This is a genomic window from Chryseobacterium sp. SIMBA_029, assembly GCF_046535275.1.
GTDB lineage: Bacteria > Bacteroidota > Bacteroidia > Flavobacteriales > Weeksellaceae > Chryseobacterium.
This window is the reverse complement of sequence record NZ_JAWRXA010000007.1, coordinates 174455-198478: the sequence shown is the minus strand read 5'-3', so window position 1 is coordinate 198478 and position 24024 is coordinate 174455. Positions and strand designations below refer to the sequence as shown.

Genomic DNA, 24024 nt, shown 5'->3' with positions numbered 1-24024 from the left:
TGAAAAAGAAATTGTTTATTTTCACAATAAATAAAAGCACAAAAAAAGAGCTAAAATTCATTATTAAAAATCATAGCTCCTTATATATTCTATATACGCAATATGGTACTTTTACAATGATGAATTTCTTGGGAGTATCTAAGAAGCATTTTTATTAATATTAATGATTTCGGCTAACTGCTCTATGTTTCCACTTTCAATAAGTTCTTTCATTTTTTCCATTTGGGTTTTAAGATCCTCAATCTGTTTTGCCTGTAAATCAACCTTTTGTAATTTTTCATTTCTCGTCTTGATACTCTCCTGTCTCACCTGCTCATGTTCAAAGGTCGGTTTGAAATAGGTTTTGAAAACGGATTCGTCTGTGTGACCTGTGTACTGCCATATCTCCAATAAGTCCCATCCCTCAATATATCGGTTGGTACAGAAACTTCTCCTAGAATCGTGGAACGCTACCTTATCTGCAAAATTGATTGTTTCAAATACAACTCCCTCATTGGTTGGACGTTCACGGGTGATTACCTTTTCATTGAAATATGGAATCTCTCTAAACAATTCTTTCAGGTACTCATTAGTGTTTTGATTAGATATAGCAATGCTTTTAATATTGTTGTCATATTTGCTCAAAATCTCTCCTGCATATCCAAATATTGGAAAGTTGACAGTTTTGTATTTATCAATACGAGAACCTTTATTTAATAGTATGCTCAGAGTTCCTGCACCTACGTCAATATGTCCGTTTTCAATTCTGGTTATATCTCCAAACCTGAGTGAGCAATGACAGCCGAGAACAAACAAATCTCGAACTCTCTCCAATCTCGGAGAATTAGAAAAATCATGCTCATACAATATTTTAATTTCGGGTTCAGTCAGAACCGTGTGGAAACTTGGCGGAACTTTTACACTAAATTCGTCTTGCAAATAACTTCTGTTTTGCGTGTAAGCTTTTTCAAATGCACGTTTTAGTACCTGTGACAGTCTTTTGATCCGTGTTCTCAATGTACTTAGCTCTTTTACTCTCTCCGTAGCAATAAGCCAATTTTGAAACTCCAAACACTGCGTTTCGTCAAATTTATCAATATCCAAAAAAATACTGTTATCAGTTGCAAAATCTTTTAAATCTTTGTACATCACATTAAAAGACGATGTATAGGTTTTGTGCATAGGTTTTTGTCCAGATGCAATGGCACGGGTATTTTTTAATTCAATCAATTTCGTAAACTCCTGAAATACATCATCAAAAGATTTTTTATTTTTCTGTACAGTGTTGTGTTCCTTCCCTTCGACTGCATTATCTACAATTGTCTTTAGCTCTTCTTTTGTTGGCAGACGGTTGTAATGTTCATTGAAATTTTTGTGAGCATCTACAATTGAAGTTTTGAATTTACCTAGCTTTTGGTTGATTTCTCTTTTATCCGTTCCCGAAGTAACTGTTTTAGTCTCACTGTCCCAACTGCTCGGAGCAACTTTTAAACCCGTTGAAAAATCTGCCTGTAAGCCCTTAAACGAATATCTTCCCATTATTCGGGAGATTTCTGATTTTGGTTCTTTCAGCCTGAAATTTACGCTTCCTGTTTCGTTGTTATACTGTGCCATAAAATAAAAATATCTGCATAACAAATATACGAATATTTCAGTTTTGGTCACTATTTTGGTCACTGTAAATTTTGAATGTAATTAAATTTATTTACATCCAATAAAATTTAATTACCTATTAATCAACAATACAAGCTATAAAATTTATTCAACAAGATATAAACAAATGCAAGATGTTATATCCTGTGGGTCTACAAACCATTCTTTTTTAAGAATGGTTTTTTTATGTTCAAACCCAGCGTTATATTTCTAATATGAATGATCCCAAGTGACATACTGTCAAAATAACTCCACAAAACAGATAAATATTTTTCATCAATGAAGTTTTGTATAAGTACAGACTACATTCCGGTGGAATTTTACAGCAAAGTAAAAAACAAATTGCAAAGGATTCATTTGCTTTTGTCATACATGATACCATGAAAAGAAGAATATTAAAAATATACACGAAAAGAATGTTCCAGATGTATATCATACTTCTGATGAAATCTATTCCCTTCGTGATTACCAGGTGAGTTTCCTATACAGATTACGGATTAAATTAAAATTGTTTTTCAAGTCCTACATTTAACCCTTTCATTGCTTCATCTATTTAAATTATATGATTGCTAGCTTCTCCTCTATTTACAGTTTAAATTTTAGTTTTTTTTCTAACACGTAACTTATAAAAAGACAGACAACTACTGTATTTCCAACTTAAAATATTAAAATTTTTGATGAAGATTTTTGGATATAAAGAAAAAAATTGTAGATTTGCACCACCAAAATATACAGACCCATAGTGTAACGGTAGCACTCCGGTTTTTGGTACCGTCAGTTGGGGTTCGAATCCCTGTGGGTCTACAACAAAATAAAAGCAACTAGCTAATTTACAGCAAGTTGCTTTTTTATTTTACTTATTTTTATTCGATTGGTCAAGGTTAAGGTCAAGGTCAATGTAGAAAACCTTATTTATTACATTTTATGAAACCTAAGCTCTAAAATAATATCCTCCACTTTCAAAATAATCATACATTAGATTTCTTGCTGTAGCTTCCCAATCAATATAAATATAGTTGGGTAAACTATCTGGAATATTTTCTTCTAGCATATATTGTGCAAATGTTTCATCGTCTGAATACTCACCTATATAATAGTTTATTACACTGTCATAAACACTTGAAAAATCCATCTTTCCAACACAATCAACATAAGCATCAAAAACTTCAACATCATAGCTAGAATCATTTATTTGCTCAGCTATTTCGTATATATCTTTAGAGATATAACTTTCTCGAATTAATCCTAATTTTTCAAAGAAAGAACAGTTTTCATAATCTTGCATCATGAATTCAGGATCATGTTCGTCTTGGTGAAGCTCTTTCATTGCTTCTAATAGTTCGTCATAATCTGAATATTCAGCTAAATTAAACCATTTTCCGTAAAGGCTTCCATTGTTGTACTTTGCATACGTTCCTACATAGATACTGCAAGAATCAAGACAATTTTGTAAATTTGTCATGTTGATAAGTTTTAGATGTGTTAAAATTTATTGACTTGCCTATCGTGTTCGTATCACTTTAGGCATTTTTTATATATTATTGTGAGAATCTATGTAGAAAAAAGAACTTGAAATAGTTCTTTGACATATTAACAAAGTCAATATTCATGCCAATTGACAGAGATTTCAACTTTAAAATTAAAGTTTTTAAAATATTTTTAAACATAAACCGCAACAAACAAAAACTGTCAAAAAAACATCAATAAAACATATAGTTTGAAGAGTATAGCAGTAGAAAATGTAAGTGGAAAATAAAGCAGATCCACAAAAAACAAATAAAATAAAAATTAGTTTTGAGAAAAGATCTGACAGTTAGTAGGGGGCTACCAAAAAAAGAACTTTGGAGGGATGCTGACTAGAGATAGTGCGTTATGTCCATACACTCAAAATATTTTATTTGGTGTTAAAATGTTACAAATTCTACTATAAAGACTGTCTGAGTTTTTGAGAGAGATTGAGTGGGGGTACTTTTGTGAGTGGGGATTAACCATTGTCTTTTTTCACCCTAATTATAATACAATATAGATTCTTGACAGTTGTTTTAGTCGAGGGTTTGGGTGGGGTGGGTGGAGTAAAATGTATAAAATGAAAGTTTTTATAATATTATTTATTATAAATTTCTAATAGTTTATGAAATTTACCTACCTACCCTCAATTATAATAATTCTAGAATTTAAAAAAAAATCTGACAGTTTGTTTAAGTATCACAATGGGTAAAAAATCCCTCACCCACATCAATAAAAGAAAACTGTCAAAAAAATCATTGAAATATTATTTTAAAGAATTTGCAATAGAGTGCATTGCTTGTCAAGAGCAAAATGGAAAGATAATGTTGGATATACTTATTTGAATTGAATAACTTTGATATAATAAAATTTCGTTTTAAATTCGAATTCCTCTAAGTACAATTAAACACAAACGATATTCCGATCAATGAAACTTCCTCCTGAATTTGAAGACCAATATGTAAAAGAAGTTATTTATAATAGATCTTTGGAAAATTTACCTGACGAAAAGTGGGAGCTTATCGAAGGTTTTGAGAATTATGCAATTTCTAATTATGGAAGAATAAAGAGTCTTGAACGTGATGCTCCTTCATTATTTGGTAAAGAAAGATATCATCCAGAAATGATTTTGAAGCTAGTTTTTATTAAACATTTTAATAAATACCTTAATCGTTATTTCTATAATGTCAATGGAAGGTTATCAGTTGATGGAAAAAAAACTGAAAAACCTATATCTCGTTTGGTATACTATCATTTTGTTGAAAAATTTGATATAAATGACCAGCGCATCTACATTGAGACTATAGATGGCAATAGGCTTCATTTGCATAGCAGTAATTTAAATAAGATTTCAGCTAGCGAAAAAAGTTTGAAAGTATTTCAAAAAAATAGAATTAAAAATCGACATGTACTCTATCTACAACCTGTTAGCCAATACACTACTGAAGGCAAACTTGTTGCTCATTTTGATAGTTTTTATGCTGCTGAAAAAGCTTTTGGCATCAGTGTAACTGCAATTTATTCAGCTATTACCAATGAAGTATTAATTACGGGAGGATATCGTTGGTTTCTGCAAAGTAAGCCCCCTAAGAAAGAGGATTTTATCTCAACAGATACTTCAAAACGTATATTCAATGAAGAATTATGGCAGAGATTAGGCAGACCGAAGATCAATAAAAGTAATCCGCCTGCTTGTATGAATCTATCCATAGAAGATATTCCAGGTGAGCAGTGGAAGCCATTACCAGACTTTGAAAAGCAATATTCAATCTCCAATAAGGGAAGAGTGAAGAGATGGGAAGCTTGGAATGTTACAGGAAGAAGGATATTTAAAAAAGATTGTATCCTCCCTCAACATGTAGAATTTAAAGATGATACAGTGTATTCAATGCATGTCATATTAGATAATTTAGCTGATAAAAAAAAGAAAATTTCAATTGAGATTATTCGATTCCTGTATTATTGTTTTATAAAAGAATTTGATTTAAACAGTAAAACAAACATCATCATCAATAAAAATAAACCACAATGGAAAGCTGATGCGTCAAAGCTTATATTACAAAAGGCTAAAGATCCGCCTAAAGACAAAAAATTAAAATCAATTCGTATAATTGCTAATTCAGGAAATTTATTTAACAGTTTTCTTTGGGAGAAGCTAGCTAAGCCTAAAATTGATAAGAAGAATCCACCAGCGATTTTGAACCTCTCTCTGAAAGACCTTCCAGATGAGCAATGGAAGCCATTGCCAGGTTATGAAGACAAATATGTTATTTCTAATAAGGGTAGGATAAAGAGACTTAGTGGCTGGAGAATAGGAATTATTTTTTTTGAAGAAGAACAAATTGTGATAACTAACTTAACAAAGGTAAAGGATTCATGTTATCTTGTTTTTCGATTACATGAACAGGTACGTACAAGCTTAATGGCCTTGCCTCGGTTTCTTTATTATTGTTTTGTAAATGAATTTGATTTGAATGACATGAATATTGTGATAGTCAATGAAAATACCCCTTTATGGAATATGGAACTTTCAAAGTTTTCACTAAAATCCAGCTATTCCGTGTTAAAAGGAATAAAATAAGCTATATGGAATTTTCCTGGTAGTGAGTATACAAATCGATGATGAAGGACAATCACTTTTTCTGTATCCTTAATAGTATATTAGTAGGTGATCTGAAAAACTGAATTTCTGAAACGCATTTTAAACATATTTTTCAAACAACCACAACATATATAAATAGTTTTAGAAAAATTCCTACAAAACGAAGATGATACTGCATGGAATAATCACATCTCACGTTTGACGAATCTTAATCTAACCGATGAAAACGAGTCCAAATGGAAAGATAGATTGGGACCTAACCTCAATTATAATATCTGTATAAATAATTGAGAATCTAAAACATCTGACAGTTTGTTTGAGTATAACAAAGGGTAAAAAAAATCCCCCACCCACAGCAATAAAAGAAAACTGTCAAAAAAATCATTGAAATATTATTATAAATAATTTGCAATAGAAATATAAAGATTTAAGAGATATTAATATTTAGAATAACTTTAAAATTGAGTGTGGAAAATTTCAAAAATGATTCAATCAATCCATTGAAGTGCTATTTAAAGTTGTTTTTGGGGTATTAAAAAAAGTTTATTTGATGGCGCATTATTAATAATACAAAAATTTATCAGTCTAATCTACAGCGAAAGAAAAAAATAGAAAAACGTTTCTATTAAAAATGACTGCAATTTTTATTGAAAAAAGTAAAAACAGCATTTTAGTAATCAATCAGATAGCTATTTAGTAGTATGTAAATTCATATGTAGTATATACCTTTATGTTACAGATTTATCAATTATTGTGTTTTTATTGATTTATTTTCAAGTATTGGGAGACAATAAAACCACCGCAATTGCAGTGGTTTATTTTTATCAGCTCAAAGTCACAGACTTTGCGAAGCGGTGGTTTTTTATTATCTGCTACGAAGTTACAAACTTCGCAGAGCGGGGGAACTTTAATTATTAACAAACATACTTACAGATGAAAAAGTTGTTTCTTTTTTATTTTCACTTTCGGAAAAAAATGTTGCAACCCCTGCAATTGATTTTTCTTTTTTTTCCCCAGGAATAAAACATATGTAATAACCATTTTCGGTTTTACAATCAATCCTTTTATCTTCAATAGTATTATTATTTTTTGTCATATAATTAAATTCCACTCTGGTTTTTTCATCTTTATACTTTGGAAAATAAAATTTAAATTCATATCCATTATTCTTATAAATAACATCATAATATTGACTAAATCGATTTATCAATTTACCTTCTTCATAAAATTTAATCTGATTTTCTTTTTCCATATTTACTGACAAAAACTCAATCTCATACAAAAAATCGTTAGTTTTATCCTTAACTTTCCACCATCCTATTTTTTCATTATTTTTAACATTCTTATAGCCTTGCAAAGTATATTGATTACTCTCACCACTAATTAGAATTATTGAATCATTTTCTTTTTTACTACTAATTGCATAATTATCTTCATTAGTAATATCCTGAATATTGACTTGTTTACTAAAATTTTTATCATTTTTTTTACATGAAAAAAATAAAAAGATAATTAAAAGCAAAAAAAAATTTTTCGCTGTTCTTTTATTATTTTTTACTACCATTTTTTGCCGAGAAAATTTATTCTATTATAATAGTTTTTTAACTTTTGATCATTAACATTTTTAACAGCATTATTAAACATAATACTATCATTGGTTTTCGTTTGAGTAGGAACTTTTTTTATTGTATCTCTTGAGTAAAAAAATGGAGAATCTGAGATTTGCTCCACTAAAGCAGTACTATCATTACTCTTGAAATTAAAAGGATTTCCAATACCTTCCACATCAAGACCAAACTGGATAAGAGCTTCTTGAAACCCCGTAGTACCACCGTTAAGCTTTGTATTTCTACCATAAAACATAAATATAGTTTGAAGCATATCGTTACTTTCGAGCTTATCTCCATGCAAAGTTTTTTTCATAGTTTCAGGGTCTGTTTCATTTACCCCTCCTATAAGAATTGGGAATGTCTCATGAGTCCAAGTTGTCCAAGTTCCTCCTAACGACATAGGCATAGCACTTTCAAGGGCATTTGTTGCTCCGTACGTAGGTTCATAGCTCGCTTTTCCTCCTTCACTTAACCTTACATAACCAGATTCTCCATTAGATCCAATTTTTGCATCCGAAAGAACTGTTCCATTCTTAGCAAAGCCGTCTATATTTGACATTTTTTGTGCTTGTTCTACTGTTGTGACATTAGCGTCATATTGCCACTTTCCATCTTTTCTGATCCAATCCGTTCCTTCCCTTCCATCAGGATCAATAAAATTAATAGGATTATTGAATGCATACGCATAAGGTGAAAATCTTCTTGATTTTTCCGCCAATGGATCATGAGCTCCCCAGATGATAACATCACTCATATACATCCTCGCTCCATAATCATAAAATCCTGTTTCCTGAAGTTCCTTACCGTTGTATTTATAATTCTGGTATTTACCAGCACTAAAATACGCATTTCCTGTCTTTAAATGGCTCATTCCAAATGGATAGTAATCATTAGCATCTGTTATTTCAATACCTCCTGTACCAGTATCTCTTGCGAAACTTATCCTTACATTTCCTAAATGATCTTGATACTGGTAAATATACTTATTGTTTTCAAAATAAATAATAGTTCTTCATATACAAAACCACTGCTATTGAGCAGTGGTTTGTCATTATTACTTCACCACACGATACAATCGTGGGAGCGAGGGTAACTATTTTAATGTGTCCCTCACATATATTTCGCTTCCTCCCATTTTCCCATCTTTAATTTGAGATAATTCCCAAAAAACTCCAGAGATTACAATATTATTTTTATTAGGAATTGAAAATGTACATCGAAATTGATTGTCAGAATTTATACATTCGCATTTGCTATTAATCATTTCTTTATTTTTTTTAATATCGTAAACAGAGTATAAAAACGTACCTTCTGTTCTAATAACATCCACATTTTTTGGCACATAAAAAGAATAGAAAATATTACTGTTTTTGGAGGTTAAAGTATAATATTTGCTTTTATAAATATCCAATTTTGAATTATTAAAAATCTTATATTGATTTGCAAATTCTTTGTTATCAACTAATCTATACTCAATTATCACTGATTCTTTATTACTGTTTGATTCAGTTATTTTCCACCAATCTATCTTTTCATTGTTTTCAGTTAAATATCCAGTCACTTGATAGGAGTCTATATTTCCTTTAATTCTGTAAGTTGAATCATTTAACATAATTCTTTCAGCTTTCTTGAGCTTACTAATGTCTGTAATTCTCGAAAAAAAATCTTGATAATTTATTATTGATTTTTCTTCCGATTGCTTTTTACAACAAAAAAATAATGTAAAAAATAAAACAGTACAAATATATCTCTTTTTCATAAAAGTTATTTTTTTTATAATTTAAACTGTTTTAGCGACTTATAAATGTCTTAGAGTTAGTTTTAACAGAATCATATTTTTTAACCTGCCTATTATAGGCTTGTTCATAAGTTTCGTTTTTTCTCCAAGGTTCAGCAAACATAGTATCTCTCAAAAAATCTTTTCCATTACCAACAAATGTCGCTTTCATAAATAATGTATCTTGATTATTATTTCCAGATAATTTAGAAACAGCTAAATCAAGCAATGACACTGTATCCACCATGAAATTGAATAAAGATGGAGGTCCTTTATCTCCTCTACTCAAACCATTATTAATGCCTCCAAAATACCCATCAACACTAACAATTTTATCTATATCTCCTCTAAAGAACGGATTGCTATAAGCTTCAATAGGAGCGGCACCACCAAGATTAGAATAAAAATCACCACCCTCATTTCCTAAATGGGATAGATATCTAGTAAGATCAAAGGCACCTTGTCCTTTTACATACATTCCTCCTGCTGTTGTTGTAGCTCCATATGAGGTATTACCATTTGCATCTGTATAAGTTCCGTCTGCATTTAAATTATATGTTACTTTGCCATTCGTTTCGTCGGTAATTTGACCTGTTTCAGCTACACCATATACGTTTGCATAATTTGCATCCATGGCTTCTTGTGTTGTATTAATATTAGCATCATATATTAAATTATGTTGATCACCTATAACTTGATGTATCCACCCCGTCCCTTCTCTTCCATCCGGATCAATAAATCTAACCGGGTTATTGAACGCATAATTATACGGACTGTGTCTCGTCATTTTCTCCGCTAGTGGATCTATCACACCCCATCTTCCAATATCCGGCATATAAAACCTCGCTCCATAATCATACATCCCCGTCTCCTGTAATTCTTTTCCATTGTACTTGTACTGATAAGCATTCTGTGTTGTCATTGTATAATTATGCAGTAATCCAAAAGGATAATAATTATTGACTTCTACAATTTCACCAGGTTTCCAGTAATCGATACACATCGGGACTTCAAATGGAGGATTCCAGGTACCTTCACATTGCTGAACATGGTACTGCCTGGGTTGTATTATTCCGTCCTTATTGGTATCTGTATAACTTAGTCTTATATTTCCCAAGTGATCGGTAAAATTGTAAACATATTGATTATTAGAGCTATCATAATACCCTTCTGCTGTTGGAATAATTTTTAATTTCATTACAGCAACTTCATTTGGATCATCAATTACCCAGCCTCCACCAGTACCTGATTCTGACGGTTTTGTAGATTTATATTGAAAGCCATCCAGGTAATCGGTTTCCAAATCTCCAAAGAGCTTTTTTACTTTTACTCCATCTGCCCTGTAAGTGATATTTGTCACTGTAGAGTTCTGGATAACCTGCTTGGGTAAATTTAAATAATTATATTGAATAGATGAAATTCCTTTGTCTAAATTACTGATCATATTACCATTTCCTTCACCATTGTCATTATCATATCCGATGGCATTAGGGGTTACCAAATAAGGATAACCGGATGGATTCTGCTGTTCATCTGTAATTTTGGTCAGCTTATTTCCAGTATAATCATATCTAAGGTTATCAATAGCTATTGCAGTTGTACTGCCAGATAGCAATCCTTCTGATCGTTGTAATCTTTTAATATTACCGTTGAGATCATAATCAAGTTTTTCAAAATATTCTTTTGCTGTTTCATTTCCAGTTTTTTGATAAAAGCCAGCGGAAAGCCTATTTAAACTATCATATGAATATCCATATCTTTTTAAAGGTTCATTTTCCTGAGTTAAGGTTTTCCAGGATACTTCCGCAATATTACCGTTATATCTTGGTTTTACTTTTAAATCAAGGAAATCTGAATTGGGTGTTTCAAGACCTTCTACCTGATTGTAATTGATCTTATAACCGAACAGATCAGTTCCTAAATCTTCAGGATTGTTAATCTGCGTCATCCAGCCTCGAATGTTGTATTCGTAATCTATGGTTTGGAGGGCTGAAGTAGGCACTGTCCCGCCCACCTTTTTAATCTTGAGCTGAGACAATTCATTGTAGGTATTCTGGGCCAGAATTTCTTCGGGATTATTATCTACCTGATGTTTATGGACAAGCAGTCTGTTCTGCGGATCATATTCAAAATTTTCTGTAATGACCTTTTCTGTATCAGTATCAAGTCTTTTGTGCTTGGTAACGGATTTCAATGGAACACCTGCAAAATCCAGTTGAGATTCTGTTTTGGTATAACCTCCCAAATGATTGATGGAATGTCCTCCTACCACTCTTCCTTTGGTATCGTAATAGGTGTAGCTTTTGGTCCAATTATCGTCTTCAATGTTTTTCACCAAACTCATCACCGGAAGCCCTTTGGTGCTTCTGCCATCATTGGAAGGAACCTCTGTGAGCAGAGCTGCTCCCTGAATGTCTGCAGGAAATGGAGGATTAAAACTGTAGGAAGGATAGGTGTCATAATAATTGACACTTAAAACAGTTTCTATGTCTATAAAATATCCATTATTGTAATAAATTTGCATTCCATTTCTTGTAAATCCTGTGCTGCTTCTTTCTTCTGTGATGACCAGATTTCCTGCCTGAGACTGCATGCTTGCTCTGTCACCTCCGGCAATAATTCCTGTATAGATTAGTCTTCCAAATTTATCATATTTGTTGATAATCCATTTACTTGTTGCCCCAAGATTCGCATCCTGTGACATAATCAATCTGTCTGCTTTGTCATACACCATATATTCCCAGCCTTTGCCGGGAAGCTTCTTTTCTACCAGTCTTCCTCTTCCATCGTAACGGTATTCATAGGCCAAGGCATTCTGTTCTGCCAGTCCCCAGGTCTGCATCTTGGCAAGAAGCGGCGGAACAACCCATGCCAGTTGGTCATATTCATTATAGACATAATAGGTATCGGCATTTTCAGTGACATTTAAGACTTTTCTTACCAGCAAAGTCTGTCCTTTTCCGTTTTTGAATTCTATGGTTTCATTGCCATCTTCATCTTTCACCGAATTTTTATATAATTGTCCTGTTCCATAGGTACCGTTATAGCTGATTCCGGATTTTGTGGCACCATTCTCCCAGGCGGTAGGAGCCGTATATTTGATCACTTCTCCTGAAACATTGGCATCATAATTAAATTTCACGGGTTTATCACTCCAGGCATTACCTACCTGTCTCTGCTCCAGGATTCTGTCCAATGGAGAGTTTTCAAGGGTCTTTTCGGCATAGATCTTTTCTGATCCGTACAAATCGGGTTGGGTGGCATTGGCCAATGGTGTGGGAACAATAGCACCGTTCATGGTCCCGCCTTGAGGAACGGGAAGATAATCTTTGATCTGCCTTCCAAACTGGTCATATTCAATGTGAGATACAACATCCCTTCCTAATGGGGAAGCTTTGATATTGACCACCTGCTTGGGCCTTCCCAATCCGTCAACATACTGGACAGTTTCGGAGGTTTTGGGTGTGGGAAGTGTCGGATCGGATAGATAAGTCTTTGTATAGATGTAATTTTCTGTAGGGGTTAATTGGGCTTGGGCTAAACTCGTGACAAGTAAAGCACTAATTGGGAGTATTATCTTTTTCATAGTGTGTTATTTTTGATATTGGAACATAAAATTTAATGGGCTGGAAGATGATCCATCTACAGTTCCTGAAAGAAGTGTGAGAGTACAATTTCCAGATGTATCTATAAAAACTTTCCACTGACGGCCCCCTTCATTATATGTTATCTCCCGATTAACAGATGGTGTACAACTTGCACCCACTTTTCCAATGGTTATACCATTTGTCCAACTTTGCCAGATTCCATAAGGAGAAAATGAAACATAAAAACTGACATTGTTATTTACTGTAGTTGTTGAATTATAACTATACTGAGGATTTATAGAAGAGAATGTAAAACTACAAGAAACAACTGATGCACAAGATCCATTTTGATTAGCTATATTTTGACCATTACTATTAATATCATCTAAAGCTTTTTGATCTGCTGCTAATTTGCTCACATCAGAAAAGTATGTTCCTGCAGGTACAATGTAATTGTAAGTCCCTCCTACAGCATTTCCGGTACAATTATTTCTTGTAAAAATTCCACTTTTTTCCTCATTAGAAAAAGCTACTGAAGAGCTAGTGGCATATCTATATTTAAATTCTTTAATTATCTTATTATTAATATCTACAATTTTCTCTAATCTATTGGTTGTATCATATTTATAATATTCTTTCATACCTGAAGGGGGTGTTACACTTGTTACACCAATTAATGGGTCATGTGTATAAGTGGTAATCTGATAATTTGCCAAATTAGTATTTTTTCTCAGATTATCTTCGGCATTTAATAAAGCTTGCTCATTAGTAGGATTTAGAGCATCAGTATTAGAAGCAGCCATAATATCATTGACATACATAGCAATATTATCATACAGTGCACCTTCAATTTTTGCTATAGGTAATCTGGAATTATATCCCCAAATAATAGACATAGGTGTTCCGTCTTTTGCTGTATATTGAATAAGATTTCCTTTTACATCATATTTATCCAATGTTACTTCTGTGAAAGCAGAAGAGCTGTTTGAAAGGTCATACGTTTTTATAGATTTTGGCAGTATAAAATTACCTATTTGTGCATCTGGCAATGAAGTTGGATAAACCGTTTCCGTTTTCGACAATGTTTTAGTAACTCCATTATTGGTTTGTGTTACAATAGTTTCCAACGGAATACCAACCATATTTTTACTGAGCAATAGTTGATTCCCTTTTTCCTGAGCATAATTATAAGTCGTTTCACTTATTGATGTGTCTGGGTACGTTGTTTTTTGTATACTAGGCTGATATTTATTATTATAGGTTGTGAAGGATTTTGTTTCTACAAAATTGCCAGATCCTGTCTGAAAATATTCCTTTGTTGTTGTTGATTCTAATAAAGATTTCCACAAATTAATTGAATAATTAAATAAAAGTCCTGCATATGAGTTATACACAATACCATTATCAGGATAACTAATTCTTTTTCCGATTCCTTTGTCAAAATTACTTACAGGTTCTAAAATTGTTCCAGATAATGAATAAGTATTCAAACCATCTTGATAATTTTGTTTATAATTATATAAAACTTCCTTAATTAATATATCATCCTTATTATAACTGCTCTGTTTTATCATATCACCATCACCTATAAGTAAAGATTCTCCCTTTGCACCCATCAATAAACATGATTGATTATAGTCACTTTTAAAGTAATTTTCTGTTTTTCCTTTACCTGTAATTTGTTCTGTGACTTTTGAATAACCTATATTATTGCCCTGTGGAAGAGTCGAAGACCCTTTGTTTGGAACACCTTCATAAATAGACATTTTGAACGGAGTTTTATAAGGACCAAGATCCATAAAACATCCTGGATTTGAATAAACAGATGTATAATTGGACGTTCGATCCAGATCGAAACATCTATTTTCAATTTCAAAAAATTTGGGGAATTCAGCTAAATTTCCGTTAGAAGTAATTTTTGTACCACTATCTGAAACCTCCTCATAGATGTAGTTCTTTGTAATTGGGATTGATCCTGTTCTCTCAGTTGTCTTTATATTTTTAATTCTGACACCTGCACCAGAGCTGTAATTATATTCAATTCCATTGATAATGCTTTTTTCATTAACATACTTTACTTTACAAGTATTATCAATAGCATTGCTACTTCCTAAAATTTGTATATTTGCAATGGTAAAATCATTATTATATGACATTCCTATTTCATAAGTGCCTGTCTGTAAAATAACGCTATCAACAACAAGGGATGTTTGATAAGATCCAACATTAGGATTGTATACTTTTTTTACAATTTCTCCTGTTGATTTGTTTTTTATATAGGTCCAAAAAGAATTCTTTACATCATTTCCTACAGAAGGTAAATAATTAAAACTAAAATGGGAAAAAATATTTATCCTAATATTACTACCTACAACACTAAATTCCGTTGGATTATCTGTATGTAAAATATTACCGTTGATATTGTTAATGGTATGACTTGCTCCTGCTTCTTTGTTTGTATTGTCATTAATCAATGACTGCATAGGAAAATTAGAAAATGTATTTGGCTCATATTCAAATTGTGTTTTACCACCTGTAGGATAGTTAATAGCTGTTAACATTCCAGCCAAAGAATATAGAGAAGTTCTTCTGTCCGAAAGATAATGTTTACCATCAGGAGAGAAGTTTTTATAAATTTGACTTCCTCCATTAATTGGATCAAATGTTGGTGATGCAAAAGATTCTTCATACCAGTAATTTGTATCATCCTTTTTAAAAGATGTAACATTATAGACGGTTTCTCCTTTTATATATTTTTCAGGATTGGGGATAAATGTATCACTATTATTCTGTCCATTGTAATAACCCCAAAAATCAGATGAATAACTTAATTTGTTAGGTAAATTATATGCAGTATTATATTCAAAAGAGTAGTTTTCATTGGTTACGGATTCTATGACACTAACTAGTTTTAATCGATGAGTAAATATATTATTGTTGGGAGCACCTAGCCACGTGGCTAATTGACTTGTATCTAAATTATCAGTCGCAACAAAATATCCGTAATTAAAATCATATTGTTTAAGAAGTTTGTAATTGTTATAAATTTTAATAGAAGACAATTTCTTAGAATTATAAATGTCTTCTCTTTCTGTCCAATTAAACTCTACTTTTCCATTGGTAAATTCTATTTTCTCCAAATAACTTTCGTCTGTTAGTTGTTTACTGCAATCTGTTACTCCGTTCTGTTTCTCATATGCCAAGTTATTATCATTCCCTGGGAGGTATAAGAAATCAGTCCTTGTGTTTTTACAACCTGCTAGCCTTGCATTTCGTATGCTATTTGAGTTGTAAAAAGTGACTTTATTTCCTTTAACATCCTCAATTTTAGAAAGTATTCTTGAAAGCCCAGATATTGTATTCCAACCCGTTTCACGAGTTGTTATCTCTCCCTGGTCAAAATAATAATTTATACCATTGTCATCAGTGACTTGAAAATTATAATTTCCTCCAGGCCCCGGAGTTCCAATCAATTTGAAATTGATGTTTTCTTGTCCTGAAATCAAAAATTTAATGGCTCCATTTGGTTTTGTTGTTTTAGCCATATCTAAGTAGGCCTTATAATTTTTATGAGGGAGATTTATTAAAAAAAGATCCGGCTGAAAATCATACCCCTCATATATTGTTGATGGTGATTGTGAAGAATTGTCTATTTTCATAAACCAATCAGTATAAAAAGCTCCATTGTATGTAGCTGTATTCCATGGAAGTTGTGGACATCCTGATATACCACCATATTGTGGATATACAGTTTTTGGATAAATATTATAATATCCATATAAACTAAAATCATTAACTCCTGCCATCATATGGGAGACTCTCCCTCCAGCATTTAGTGACCATCCTAGTCCTACTGAAGAGGCTTCATCTGTCACTTTAATTCCTCCAGCATGATACGAAATAGATATAGGAACTTCTATATCTCCTTCCTTAATCGTATAAATTGGAATCTCAATATTTGGCACTCCTGTATATAAGGAAACGGGTGTTTCGTTATATCTGAATAAAGCTGCTGCATCTGGAGATTTCGGGGCAGTACTATTTACGGAATTTTGGATTAAGCTATTAGAGGGTGTTTGACTATAAATTGACAGTGTAATTAAACTGAATAATAATATTATTTTTTTTCTCATTTCTTAATTATTTTAGCATTTGCTGTTTTATTCGTATCCGTTTTCACCACCACCAGATAAGCTCCCTGAATCAAATTCTGGGTATTGATTTTGGTAATTTTGTTTTTGGTGTGTAGTGTTTGGAGCTGTCTTCCACCCATATCGTATAAAGTGATCTCAGCATTTTTAAATTCAAAGCCGGTTTCTACATAGGCATAATCGGTTACCGGATTCGGGTAGATTTTGATCTCTTGTTTTTCAATAAGCTTGTCAATCTGGCTGTCTCCAAGCTTTACAATCTTCCAGTTTTCTTTTCCAAGTTCTTCTGCGCTCGTTCCTGCCAGTACAATGGAGCCGTCTCTGTTGAGTTTGAGATCAGACAATCTTTCTTCTTTTTTAGAAGACTCACCTTTGACGTGCTTTCTCCATTGTTCAGTTCCATTTTGATCGAGATAAAGCATCCAAAACTTCTCATCATCTGCTTCAACTCTTCCCTCGGCTTGTGTGTATCCTCCTAAAAGGAACCCTTTAGATGTTTTATCATCTGCTGAGTGCACAACGCTCATTCCCATCAAAACATCTCTGTTTTTGAAGTTGTAAGATTTCTGCCAGATCTCTTCTCCTTTTTCATTGAGTGAGATCAGCCACAAATCAGTTCCTTCTTCAATACCTACGGTTTTATTGCCTGATCTTTCGGATCTGGATTCTCCACCGATTAAGTAGCCTGATGAAGTTAAAGCTAGTGTTCTCAAGTGATCATCCCCTTTCCCTCCAAAGTTTTTCTCCCATTCAACTTTGCCGTCCTTCGAAAGTTTGATAATCCAGTAGTCTCCTTCTCCAAAGTTTTCTGTCTTTTTTGAACCTCCAATAGCCCCTCGTGAGTATATACCAAGCAATGCCCCTCCATCTCGGGTTGGAATTATTTTTTCAATCTCATCAAGCGCTTTAGAGCCTAAAATTAATTGGGAGAGTTCTTTTCCGTTTTTGTCGAGTTTGATAATCAGAACATCTTTAGATCCATATCCTTTTTCTGAGTTCTGTACATTTCCTGCAACAAAGAATCCTAAATCGGTAGTTTGGATCACTGATCTTGCTTCTTCATCGGAACTTGATCCAATAGTTTTTTGCCAAAGCTCATCTCCAAATTCATTGATACGAATCAACCAGATGTCACTTCCACCCTTAGAATTGTCTTTTTTATCCAGACTTTTATCTGAATATGAGGTTCCTGCCAGAGCAAATCCACCATCTTGTGTAGCAATTGTAGCTGAAAGAAAATCGTGGTTATTTCCAGCGAAGTATTTTTCCCAAACCTGGTCGCCCTGCTGGTTCAGTTTAACCAAATGAAAGTCATAACCATTATTCTGCTTATTATTTCCAGCCTGAAGCTTACTGCTTTGAATCGAGCTTCCTGTAATCAGGTATTGTCCGTCAATAGTGGTGGTTACCTGGCTTAGAAAATCCTGAGTACTGGATTTAATGTCCTTTTGCCAAACCAATTCCTGAGCAAAGCCCAAAATTGTGCACATAGTAAATGCACTCATGTAGAGTTTTTTCATACTTGTGTTTATAATTTATTATTAATAATTTTTACAAATTTAACATTTATTAATAGTTTTTAAGATCCCATTAATGAGATTTAACATGAACTTTATCACATGCTAGTGTTTTTCATAAACTTTGATTTTTACATATTGCAAATATATCTTAGCAATGCGACAGAACATGACGCAACAAATCTATAGATGCAATTATTTTATAAAAAGTTGGAAAACCTTATTTAAAAGAGTGACAGTTATCTTGTTTAAAGGGGTTTGTGTCAAACAAACTGTCAATATTCAGTTTTGATAGAGGAAGATTTAATAACTCTTTTTTTAATAATTCTTCTAAAGGATTTTGAGGTTTGCTTGTAATGACTGTTTTTAAATTTTTTTCAGACAATTCAGCAAATTCAACAGTTTTTAATATTGAGAAAACAACATCTTTTAACCCTAACTTTTGGAGTGACATTCTGATTTCTTTGTCAGTTGGAAACTGGTTATCGTTTTGCTTTAAATGGATTTTGTGATTTTTCATATTATGTGATATATTTTGAATTTATTATTAATAGGTTGGGCGGTGTTTGTCTCGTTTATTTCCGTATCCCGTCTTCCTATACATCCCTACAACTGTCTGGACAGTTTCTTCAATGGGGGTTGACCAATGAATTAAAAAAAGTTGAAAATATACTTTTCATAATTATAACTTTTTATATCCACTAACAAAATCAACATAATTATTTGAAGTATGAATTAAATGGAAATATCTTTGTATAAATCTGTTCTTATCCTTTATATAATCACTATAGCTAATGATTTCATCTACTAAACCTGTAAGAGCCAATATAAATAATATTGGAAAAACAGGAATAAGCAATATACACCACCAATACTTCTTCAAAATTGCAGTAGATGGATTTTCAAGAAGTGGAGGTAATGATCTTTTTAATTGGAGATATTCACTTTCAGAAACAGGTTTATAAGGTTTGATAAAATAATACCTGTATTGTTTGACTTGATGAACTGCCATAACTGTAATGTTTTATTGTTTAGTTAAATAAAATGCACCGACAGTTGAAGCATAAGGATAATTTACCCACTCAATCTTTGTAGAACTGATCTTTTTAAATTTGTATTCTGCATTCGTAGAGCCTGACTTTATTGTAAACTCATAGACTGTTTCAGAAATGTTTTCTGGAACACTGGAAGTAGCTCCTAAACTTGCCCCCTGTTCGAAAATGGATTTGTAGCTTGTTTCTACACTTCCTGCAATAGTATAAAAATCATCATTAGTAAATTTATACAATGCTGTTCCGTCTTTTTGCCATTTTCCCTGAATCCATGTTGGAGGGTGAAAATACTGTGTTGCTACTTGATTGTTTGTTGTTTGTGTGCTATCATCATCGTTATTTGAACAATTAATGAATGATAATGCTGTAAAAACTGTGAATAATAGTTTTTTCATAAGTGAATATTTACTCACTCAGTTCCAAAAGTGAAAGGTTTATAAATGCAGAAAGCATGGAACTACTTCTACATCTATTAACAGAGGCTCTGGTAAGCCCAACACTATAAACGAGAGTAGCCCATGCCTATGGCATGAGCGTAAACTGTTTATTTTGTAGTGTTATTGAAATTTACCAGATTCCTGTTAACAAAATAAAAGCTATGCTTCTTTTTTTCGATAAAATTTGAATTACAAAGATATAAATTTTTGTAATCTATGCTTAAAAAGCAAAAATTGTTCCTTAAATTATTTTATAATAATTGCTTTATTGCATTTTCTTTAAGTTTAGATATTTTATTAATTATACCTTCAGCTTCTATAATTTTTTTTTCACTTTTCTCAATCTTTTTAATTGCTTGCTTTTGAATCTCTATTGATGGAACTTTAATTGATAAGCCTTTAATTGAATCCAACGAAGCACGATTAGCTCTTGAAAACCTCACTCTATCCCCCTCTTTTTCAAGCACCCACGCAAGATATTTAGCTGTTATTTCAGCTGTTTTTAAGCGTAAAACCCCGCAATGATCTGTTGGATAAAAAGGTATTTCGGCATCAATACACCGAACCATCCAATCTCCATCAATACCCCAAAGGACAGACTGAGAATTAAAATTAGTTAATAATTCCTTATTTATATACCCAAATGGTTCGAAGACATTAGCACTGTAAACTGGAATTCCATTATTCTCATGATTAATTTCATTTTTTAAAACTCTTTTTCCAATAATCATGTCAAATACATCACTATCATCAAGTTTATAACTCTTAACAGCTGTTGAGGAAGCATCAACAAATACTTGTTCAATTTTTAACCTTTCTGTCTCAATAACTCCTAAAGATCTTTCTAAATCTTTATCAATTGCTTTACATGCTTCTATTATTTGCAGTTGTATATTTTCTGGAGGTAAGGGAATTTTTATTTCTTTGATATCATCAGGGTAAACATGAGGTTGCGCAGCACCACGAGAAAGAGAAAAAATTTCATTCTGAATACATTTCAATAAATTATAGACATAAAAAATAAAATTATCGTTTTCAGAATTAATTGTTGTACAATCAGATGCAAAAATTGGTTCTTTCCAATAATTCACATATCCAGAATTAGCTCCCGACGCACTAATTGTAATAGTGTTTTTTTCTCTATTAAATTTATTATGAAAATACGCCAAAGTTAATCCTCCAGCTACAACTGGAATATTACCATCAGTAACATCATTTTGTGTAATTGAGGTTCCTTTTTTAACAGTAAGTGATTCTATGTCTCCAATCTTCTTAGTTTCCCATTTTGTTTCAATTGTGATTGTTTTTCTTGGAGTAGTTCCGATAGCTTTATTAAAATCTGCCCTTGAAAAATCTATCAGGTTTACTAAATCTGACTGAGAAATAAAACTTTGCAACCCCTCTGGAATATGAACCATTTCTCCCAAGAAATTTTGCTCAATTAAATAATTAATTTTGTTAGGATTGGAATTATTTTTTGGATCATAAAGTGGAGTATTAATATTATTTAAGTTAAAGATATTATTCAGAACTCTTTTATCGTCTTCTTCCAAATCTATATTTCCATCTTCCTCATCCTCCATTTGTATAATATCATTACCTAAGTATTTTATGCCCTCATTACCTTTTGCACTACTCCATTCATATCCTAAAAAAGATTTAATTTCTGTATTTTTACTTGGGCTTTTTATGATTAAAACTTTTTGAGGGTTCAAACTAGACAAAACGAAATAATAAATTTTCTCTTTTTCAACATTTTGTACATAAATTAAGAATCTTTTTTCTAATTCATCTTTCTGTTCTTCTTTTGAAAGGGCTTTAAAAGTTTTTTGTTGTCTTCTATTTTTTATCTCAGACCATTTCTCAAACTCTTTGACATATTGTTTAAAAGTATCCGTATTTAAAAGACCTTCACTAAGAATACCATCCAAAAGATTTTCATAATCTTCAAAATTATATTCTAAATGGTTACAATATTTTTTTATAAAACCTTCGTCTTCGAAAAGACCATCTTTAGTTTTATCACCTTTAAACCAACTTTCAACTCGGTTTCTATAATGGTCGGCTGGTGCAGGGTTTTCTTTTTTTCGTCTTATAAACAATGTTACCGTACTTGTTCCAGTCTTTCCAAAAGTTCCTGCTCCGAATTCAGCAATAGCAATAATATCAAAATACTTCAATAAGATTTCTCGTGTTGCAACATATACATTTGTTGATTTTGAAGTGCTTTTTGCTTTTCCTTTTGTCAATATTGATGAAGGTACAATAATACCCGCTACACCGTCTGGTTTTAGTAATTGTTTACTTCTTTCAATAAAAAAAGCTTCAATACTATTGTTATTAGAGTAACTTTTATCTCCAACCGTTTCAATAAGTTGATATCTTTTCCTATCTAATTCTGGTAAAGTTTCTAAAAAACCCTTTACACTATATGGAGGATTTGCAACTAAAATTGAAAAATCTTGATCTTTAATTATAGGTATTGTTGCTAAAGCATCCGAATAAATTATATTAATATCATCTTGTCCATACATAAATGCAGAAACTTTTGCAACTTTTGAAAGCCTATATTCTTTTTCAATACCAGTAACACAATTGTAATAATTTGTAATATTAGCATCTTTAATATCTTTAACAATAGGTTTTATTTCTTGTGCATATTCATTTAAAAAATGCCCCGCCCCACAAGCATAATCAATTACTTTAGGAATATTATCTTTTTCAGCTAAAATTTGTTTTATGGGTAATGACTTCAATATGAACTTAACGATAGGCATTGGAGTGAAAAATTGTCCTTCAGATTGCTTTATACCTTGATCCAAAAACCCTTCAAACATATCACCTAAAAATTGATGTTCATCATCTTCTGTTTTAAGCTTAATATCTTGAAGCATTTTAATTATGGAAATAAGAATTTTAGTATTTTGATGAAATAACTTCTCATTATGAACATCTATAAACCCAAAGTCATTGTTATTATAAAATTTTAATTCTTTAAAAAATTTCTTTATTGTTTCATGAGTGGCGTCAGGGTCTTTCTTGAAAAATCTAAAAGCATCTTCAATTTGATTATTACTAACGTATACAACATCTTCTCCCAAAAACTTTTGCATTCCTTCTTGATATAGTTTTTGTAATCTATCAACTAATTCAAAAGGTGTATCATATGCGATTCCTTTCCAATAGAACTTTAGTTCTTTAGGATTATTTGTCTCATCAACGATTTTACAAAGGAATAAATTAACTAATTTATCAAATGCATTTTCTCTTCCAGAAACATTATTGATACTTTCCTTGTATATCATTACTACTGATTTTTTCAAGGTCACTCAGTGAATATTTTTGTTTTCCTATTTTATATGCACTTATCTCAGTCTCAAACAAACCTTTTGTTGAATAATCTTGTGCATAAGTATCTTTCCACGCTAAATAAATATCTTCCTTATCTAATAATTTAGCACTTTCGTATGTAAGAGGTGGTATTTCTTTATCCTGTAGCTCTAATAGAAGTTTCTGATTATCTTTTAAAGTTATTAAATAATAATTATGGATCAGGCTTTCATCAACGAAATCAGAAGTATAAAGAGATATAAATTGAGTGCTTCCTGCTTGTTTGGCATAAGAAAATAATTGTCCTCCATTGATTAAAGTTTTTTTCCATTCATCATCAAATTCTCTCCCAGCAGTCTTACATTCAATTATTAGCTGTGATTTTCCAGAATTATCTTTAACCATAATATCAGCTCGCCCACCACTTGCTCCATGCCCTACTATCCACTTAGGCTCAAGCTCTATATGTTCTGGCTTGTATCCCTTTTCAAAAAGCCTGTTAACACATTCAAATACTACAAAGTTTTCCTTTTGATTAAAAGTTGATGTAAATGCACCACTAATTGTAAATCCTTTTTCAAGAGGATATATAAACTTTTCGTTTTTAAAGTCAACTTTTAAACATACATCTATCTCTTGAAAGTCCTTATGAAAAAGCAGACCATCTTCCTTGTACCCCAGTTCTCTTAAAACCTTCTTGAAATTACTTTTATCTAACATTAAAAATATCTTAAACCATTGCAATTTACATTTTTTCCCTTTTATTAAAGGAAAAACTGTTATAATATTATCACATACTTTGTAATAAAAAATATTTAGCTTA

At 31.9% G+C, this 24024-nt stretch carries 14 protein-coding genes and 1 tRNA gene; 2 read left to right on the top strand and 13 right to left on the bottom strand.

The genetic code is table 11. The features are described 5' to 3' along the window. Window positions 1-138: 138 nt before the first annotated feature. Window positions 139-1593, bottom strand: a complete 1455-nt coding sequence (locus SB679_RS14560; protein ID WP_410703013.1) for a tyrosine-type recombinase/integrase — start codon at window positions 1591-1593, stop codon at window positions 139-141. A gap of 772 nt (window positions 1594-2365) precedes the next feature. Between SB679_RS14560 and SB679_RS14555 the strand changes: the two genes are divergently transcribed. After that, a tRNA-Gln gene (locus SB679_RS14555) sits at window positions 2366-2436 on the top strand. A 127-nt stretch (window positions 2437-2563) separates the two neighbouring features. On the opposite strand, the gene SB679_RS14550 is transcribed toward SB679_RS14555, so the two are convergent. Then, window positions 2564-3094: an antirestriction protein ArdA gene (locus tag SB679_RS14550; protein WP_410703012.1), complete on the bottom strand. Its 531-nt coding sequence runs from the start codon at window positions 3092-3094 to the stop codon at window positions 2564-2566. 972 nt (window positions 3095-4066) lie between these two features. Between SB679_RS14550 and SB679_RS14545 the strand changes: the two genes are divergently transcribed. Next, window positions 4067-5719, top strand: coding sequence for an NUMOD4 domain-containing protein (locus tag SB679_RS14545; RefSeq protein WP_410703011.1), 1653 nt, complete (start codon window positions 4067-4069; stop codon window positions 5717-5719). A gap of 928 nt (window positions 5720-6647) precedes the next feature. Here SB679_RS14545 and SB679_RS14540 read toward each other — a convergent pair. From SB679_RS14540 to SB679_RS14490, 11 genes are all read right to left on the bottom strand, one after another. Then, window positions 6648-7304 carry a hypothetical protein gene (locus SB679_RS14540; protein ID WP_410703010.1) on the bottom strand — a complete coding sequence of 219 codons (657 nt, stop codon included), beginning with the start codon at window positions 7302-7304 and terminating at the stop codon, window positions 6648-6650. Further along, a complete protein-coding gene (locus tag SB679_RS14535; protein WP_410703125.1) occupies window positions 7298-8254 on the bottom strand; it encodes an RHS repeat-associated core domain-containing protein in 957 nt (318 codons plus the stop codon). The genes SB679_RS14540 and SB679_RS14535 overlap by 7 nt, the downstream gene beginning before the upstream one ends. Before the next feature lie 189 nt (window positions 8255-8443). Beyond that, window positions 8444-9109 carry a hypothetical protein gene (locus tag SB679_RS14530; protein ID WP_410703009.1) on the bottom strand — a complete coding sequence of 222 codons (666 nt, stop codon included), beginning with the start codon at window positions 9107-9109 and terminating at the stop codon, window positions 8444-8446. 31 nt (window positions 9110-9140) lie between these two features. Beyond that, window positions 9141-12713, bottom strand: a complete 3573-nt coding sequence (locus SB679_RS14525; protein WP_410703008.1) for a DUF6443 domain-containing protein — start codon at window positions 12711-12713, stop codon at window positions 9141-9143. 6 nt (window positions 12714-12719) lie between these two features. Beyond that, a complete protein-coding gene (locus SB679_RS14520) occupies window positions 12720-16847 on the bottom strand; it encodes a DUF5977 domain-containing protein (RefSeq protein WP_410703007.1) in 4128 nt (1375 codons plus the stop codon). Continuing rightward, entirely contained in the window at window positions 16844-18385 is a 1542-nt protein-coding gene (locus tag SB679_RS14515) for a T9SS type A sorting domain-containing protein (RefSeq protein WP_410703006.1), read from the bottom strand. The genes SB679_RS14520 and SB679_RS14515 overlap by 4 nt, the downstream gene beginning before the upstream one ends. 217 nt (window positions 18386-18602) lie before the next feature. Next, entirely contained in the window at window positions 18603-18902 is a 300-nt protein-coding gene (locus SB679_RS14510; protein WP_410703005.1) for a hypothetical protein, read from the bottom strand. 162 nt (window positions 18903-19064) lie between these two features. Further along, a complete protein-coding gene (locus SB679_RS14505) occupies window positions 19065-19394 on the bottom strand; it encodes a hypothetical protein (protein ID WP_410703004.1) in 330 nt (109 codons plus the stop codon). 12 nt (window positions 19395-19406) lie between these two features. Continuing rightward, the gene (locus tag SB679_RS14500) at window positions 19407-19829 is read right to left on the bottom strand and encodes a hypothetical protein (RefSeq protein ID WP_410703003.1); all 423 of its coding nucleotides are present in this window, start codon (window positions 19827-19829) and stop codon (window positions 19407-19409) included. 293 nt (window positions 19830-20122) lie between these two features. Beyond that, the gene (locus tag SB679_RS14495) at window positions 20123-23176 is read right to left on the bottom strand and encodes a restriction endonuclease subunit S (protein ID WP_410703002.1); all 3054 of its coding nucleotides are present in this window, start codon (window positions 23174-23176) and stop codon (window positions 20123-20125) included. Then, entirely contained in the window at window positions 23151-23921 is a 771-nt protein-coding gene (locus SB679_RS14490; RefSeq protein ID WP_410703001.1) for a hypothetical protein, read from the bottom strand. Before SB679_RS14490 ends, SB679_RS14495 begins: the two co-directional genes overlap by 26 nt. Window positions 23922-24024 lie beyond the last annotated feature (103 nt).

Excerpts from the sequence above, each read along its gene's own strand:
- SB679_RS14560 (WP_410703013.1), bottom strand. The coding sequence starts at position 1,593 with ATGGCACAGTATAACAACGAAACAGGAAGCGTAAATTTCAGGCTGAAA.
- SB679_RS14550 (WP_410703012.1), bottom strand. The coding sequence starts at position 3,094 with ATGACAAATTTACAAAATTGTCTTGATTCTTGCAGTATCTATGTAGGA.
- SB679_RS14545 (WP_410703011.1), top strand. The coding sequence starts at position 4,067 with ATGAAACTTCCTCCTGAATTTGAAGACCAATATGTAAAAGAAGTTATT.
- SB679_RS14540 (WP_410703010.1), bottom strand. The coding sequence starts at position 7,304 with ATGGTAGTAAAAAATAATAAAAGAACAGCGAAAAATTTTTTTTTGCTT.
- SB679_RS14530 (WP_410703009.1), bottom strand. The coding sequence starts at position 9,109 with ATGAAAAAGAGATATATTTGTACTGTTTTATTTTTTACATTATTTTTT.
- SB679_RS14525 (WP_410703008.1), bottom strand. The coding sequence starts at position 12,713 with ATGAAAAAGATAATACTCCCAATTAGTGCTTTACTTGTCACGAGTTTA.
- SB679_RS14520 (WP_410703007.1), bottom strand. The coding sequence starts at position 16,847 with ATGAGAAAAAAAATAATATTATTATTCAGTTTAATTACACTGTCAATT.
- SB679_RS14515 (WP_410703006.1), bottom strand. The coding sequence starts at position 18,385 with ATGAAAAAACTCTACATGAGTGCATTTACTATGTGCACAATTTTGGGC.
- SB679_RS14510 (WP_410703005.1), bottom strand. The coding sequence starts at position 18,902 with ATGAAAAATCACAAAATCCATTTAAAGCAAAACGATAACCAGTTTCCA.
- SB679_RS14505 (WP_410703004.1), bottom strand. The coding sequence starts at position 19,394 with ATGGCAGTTCATCAAGTCAAACAATACAGGTATTATTTTATCAAACCT.
- SB679_RS14500 (WP_410703003.1), bottom strand. The coding sequence starts at position 19,829 with ATGAAAAAACTATTATTCACAGTTTTTACAGCATTATCATTCATTAAT.
- SB679_RS14495 (WP_410703002.1), bottom strand. The coding sequence starts at position 23,176 with ATGATATACAAGGAAAGTATCAATAATGTTTCTGGAAGAGAAAATGCA.
- SB679_RS14490 (WP_410703001.1), bottom strand. The coding sequence starts at position 23,921 with ATGTTAGATAAAAGTAATTTCAAGAAGGTTTTAAGAGAACTGGGGTAC.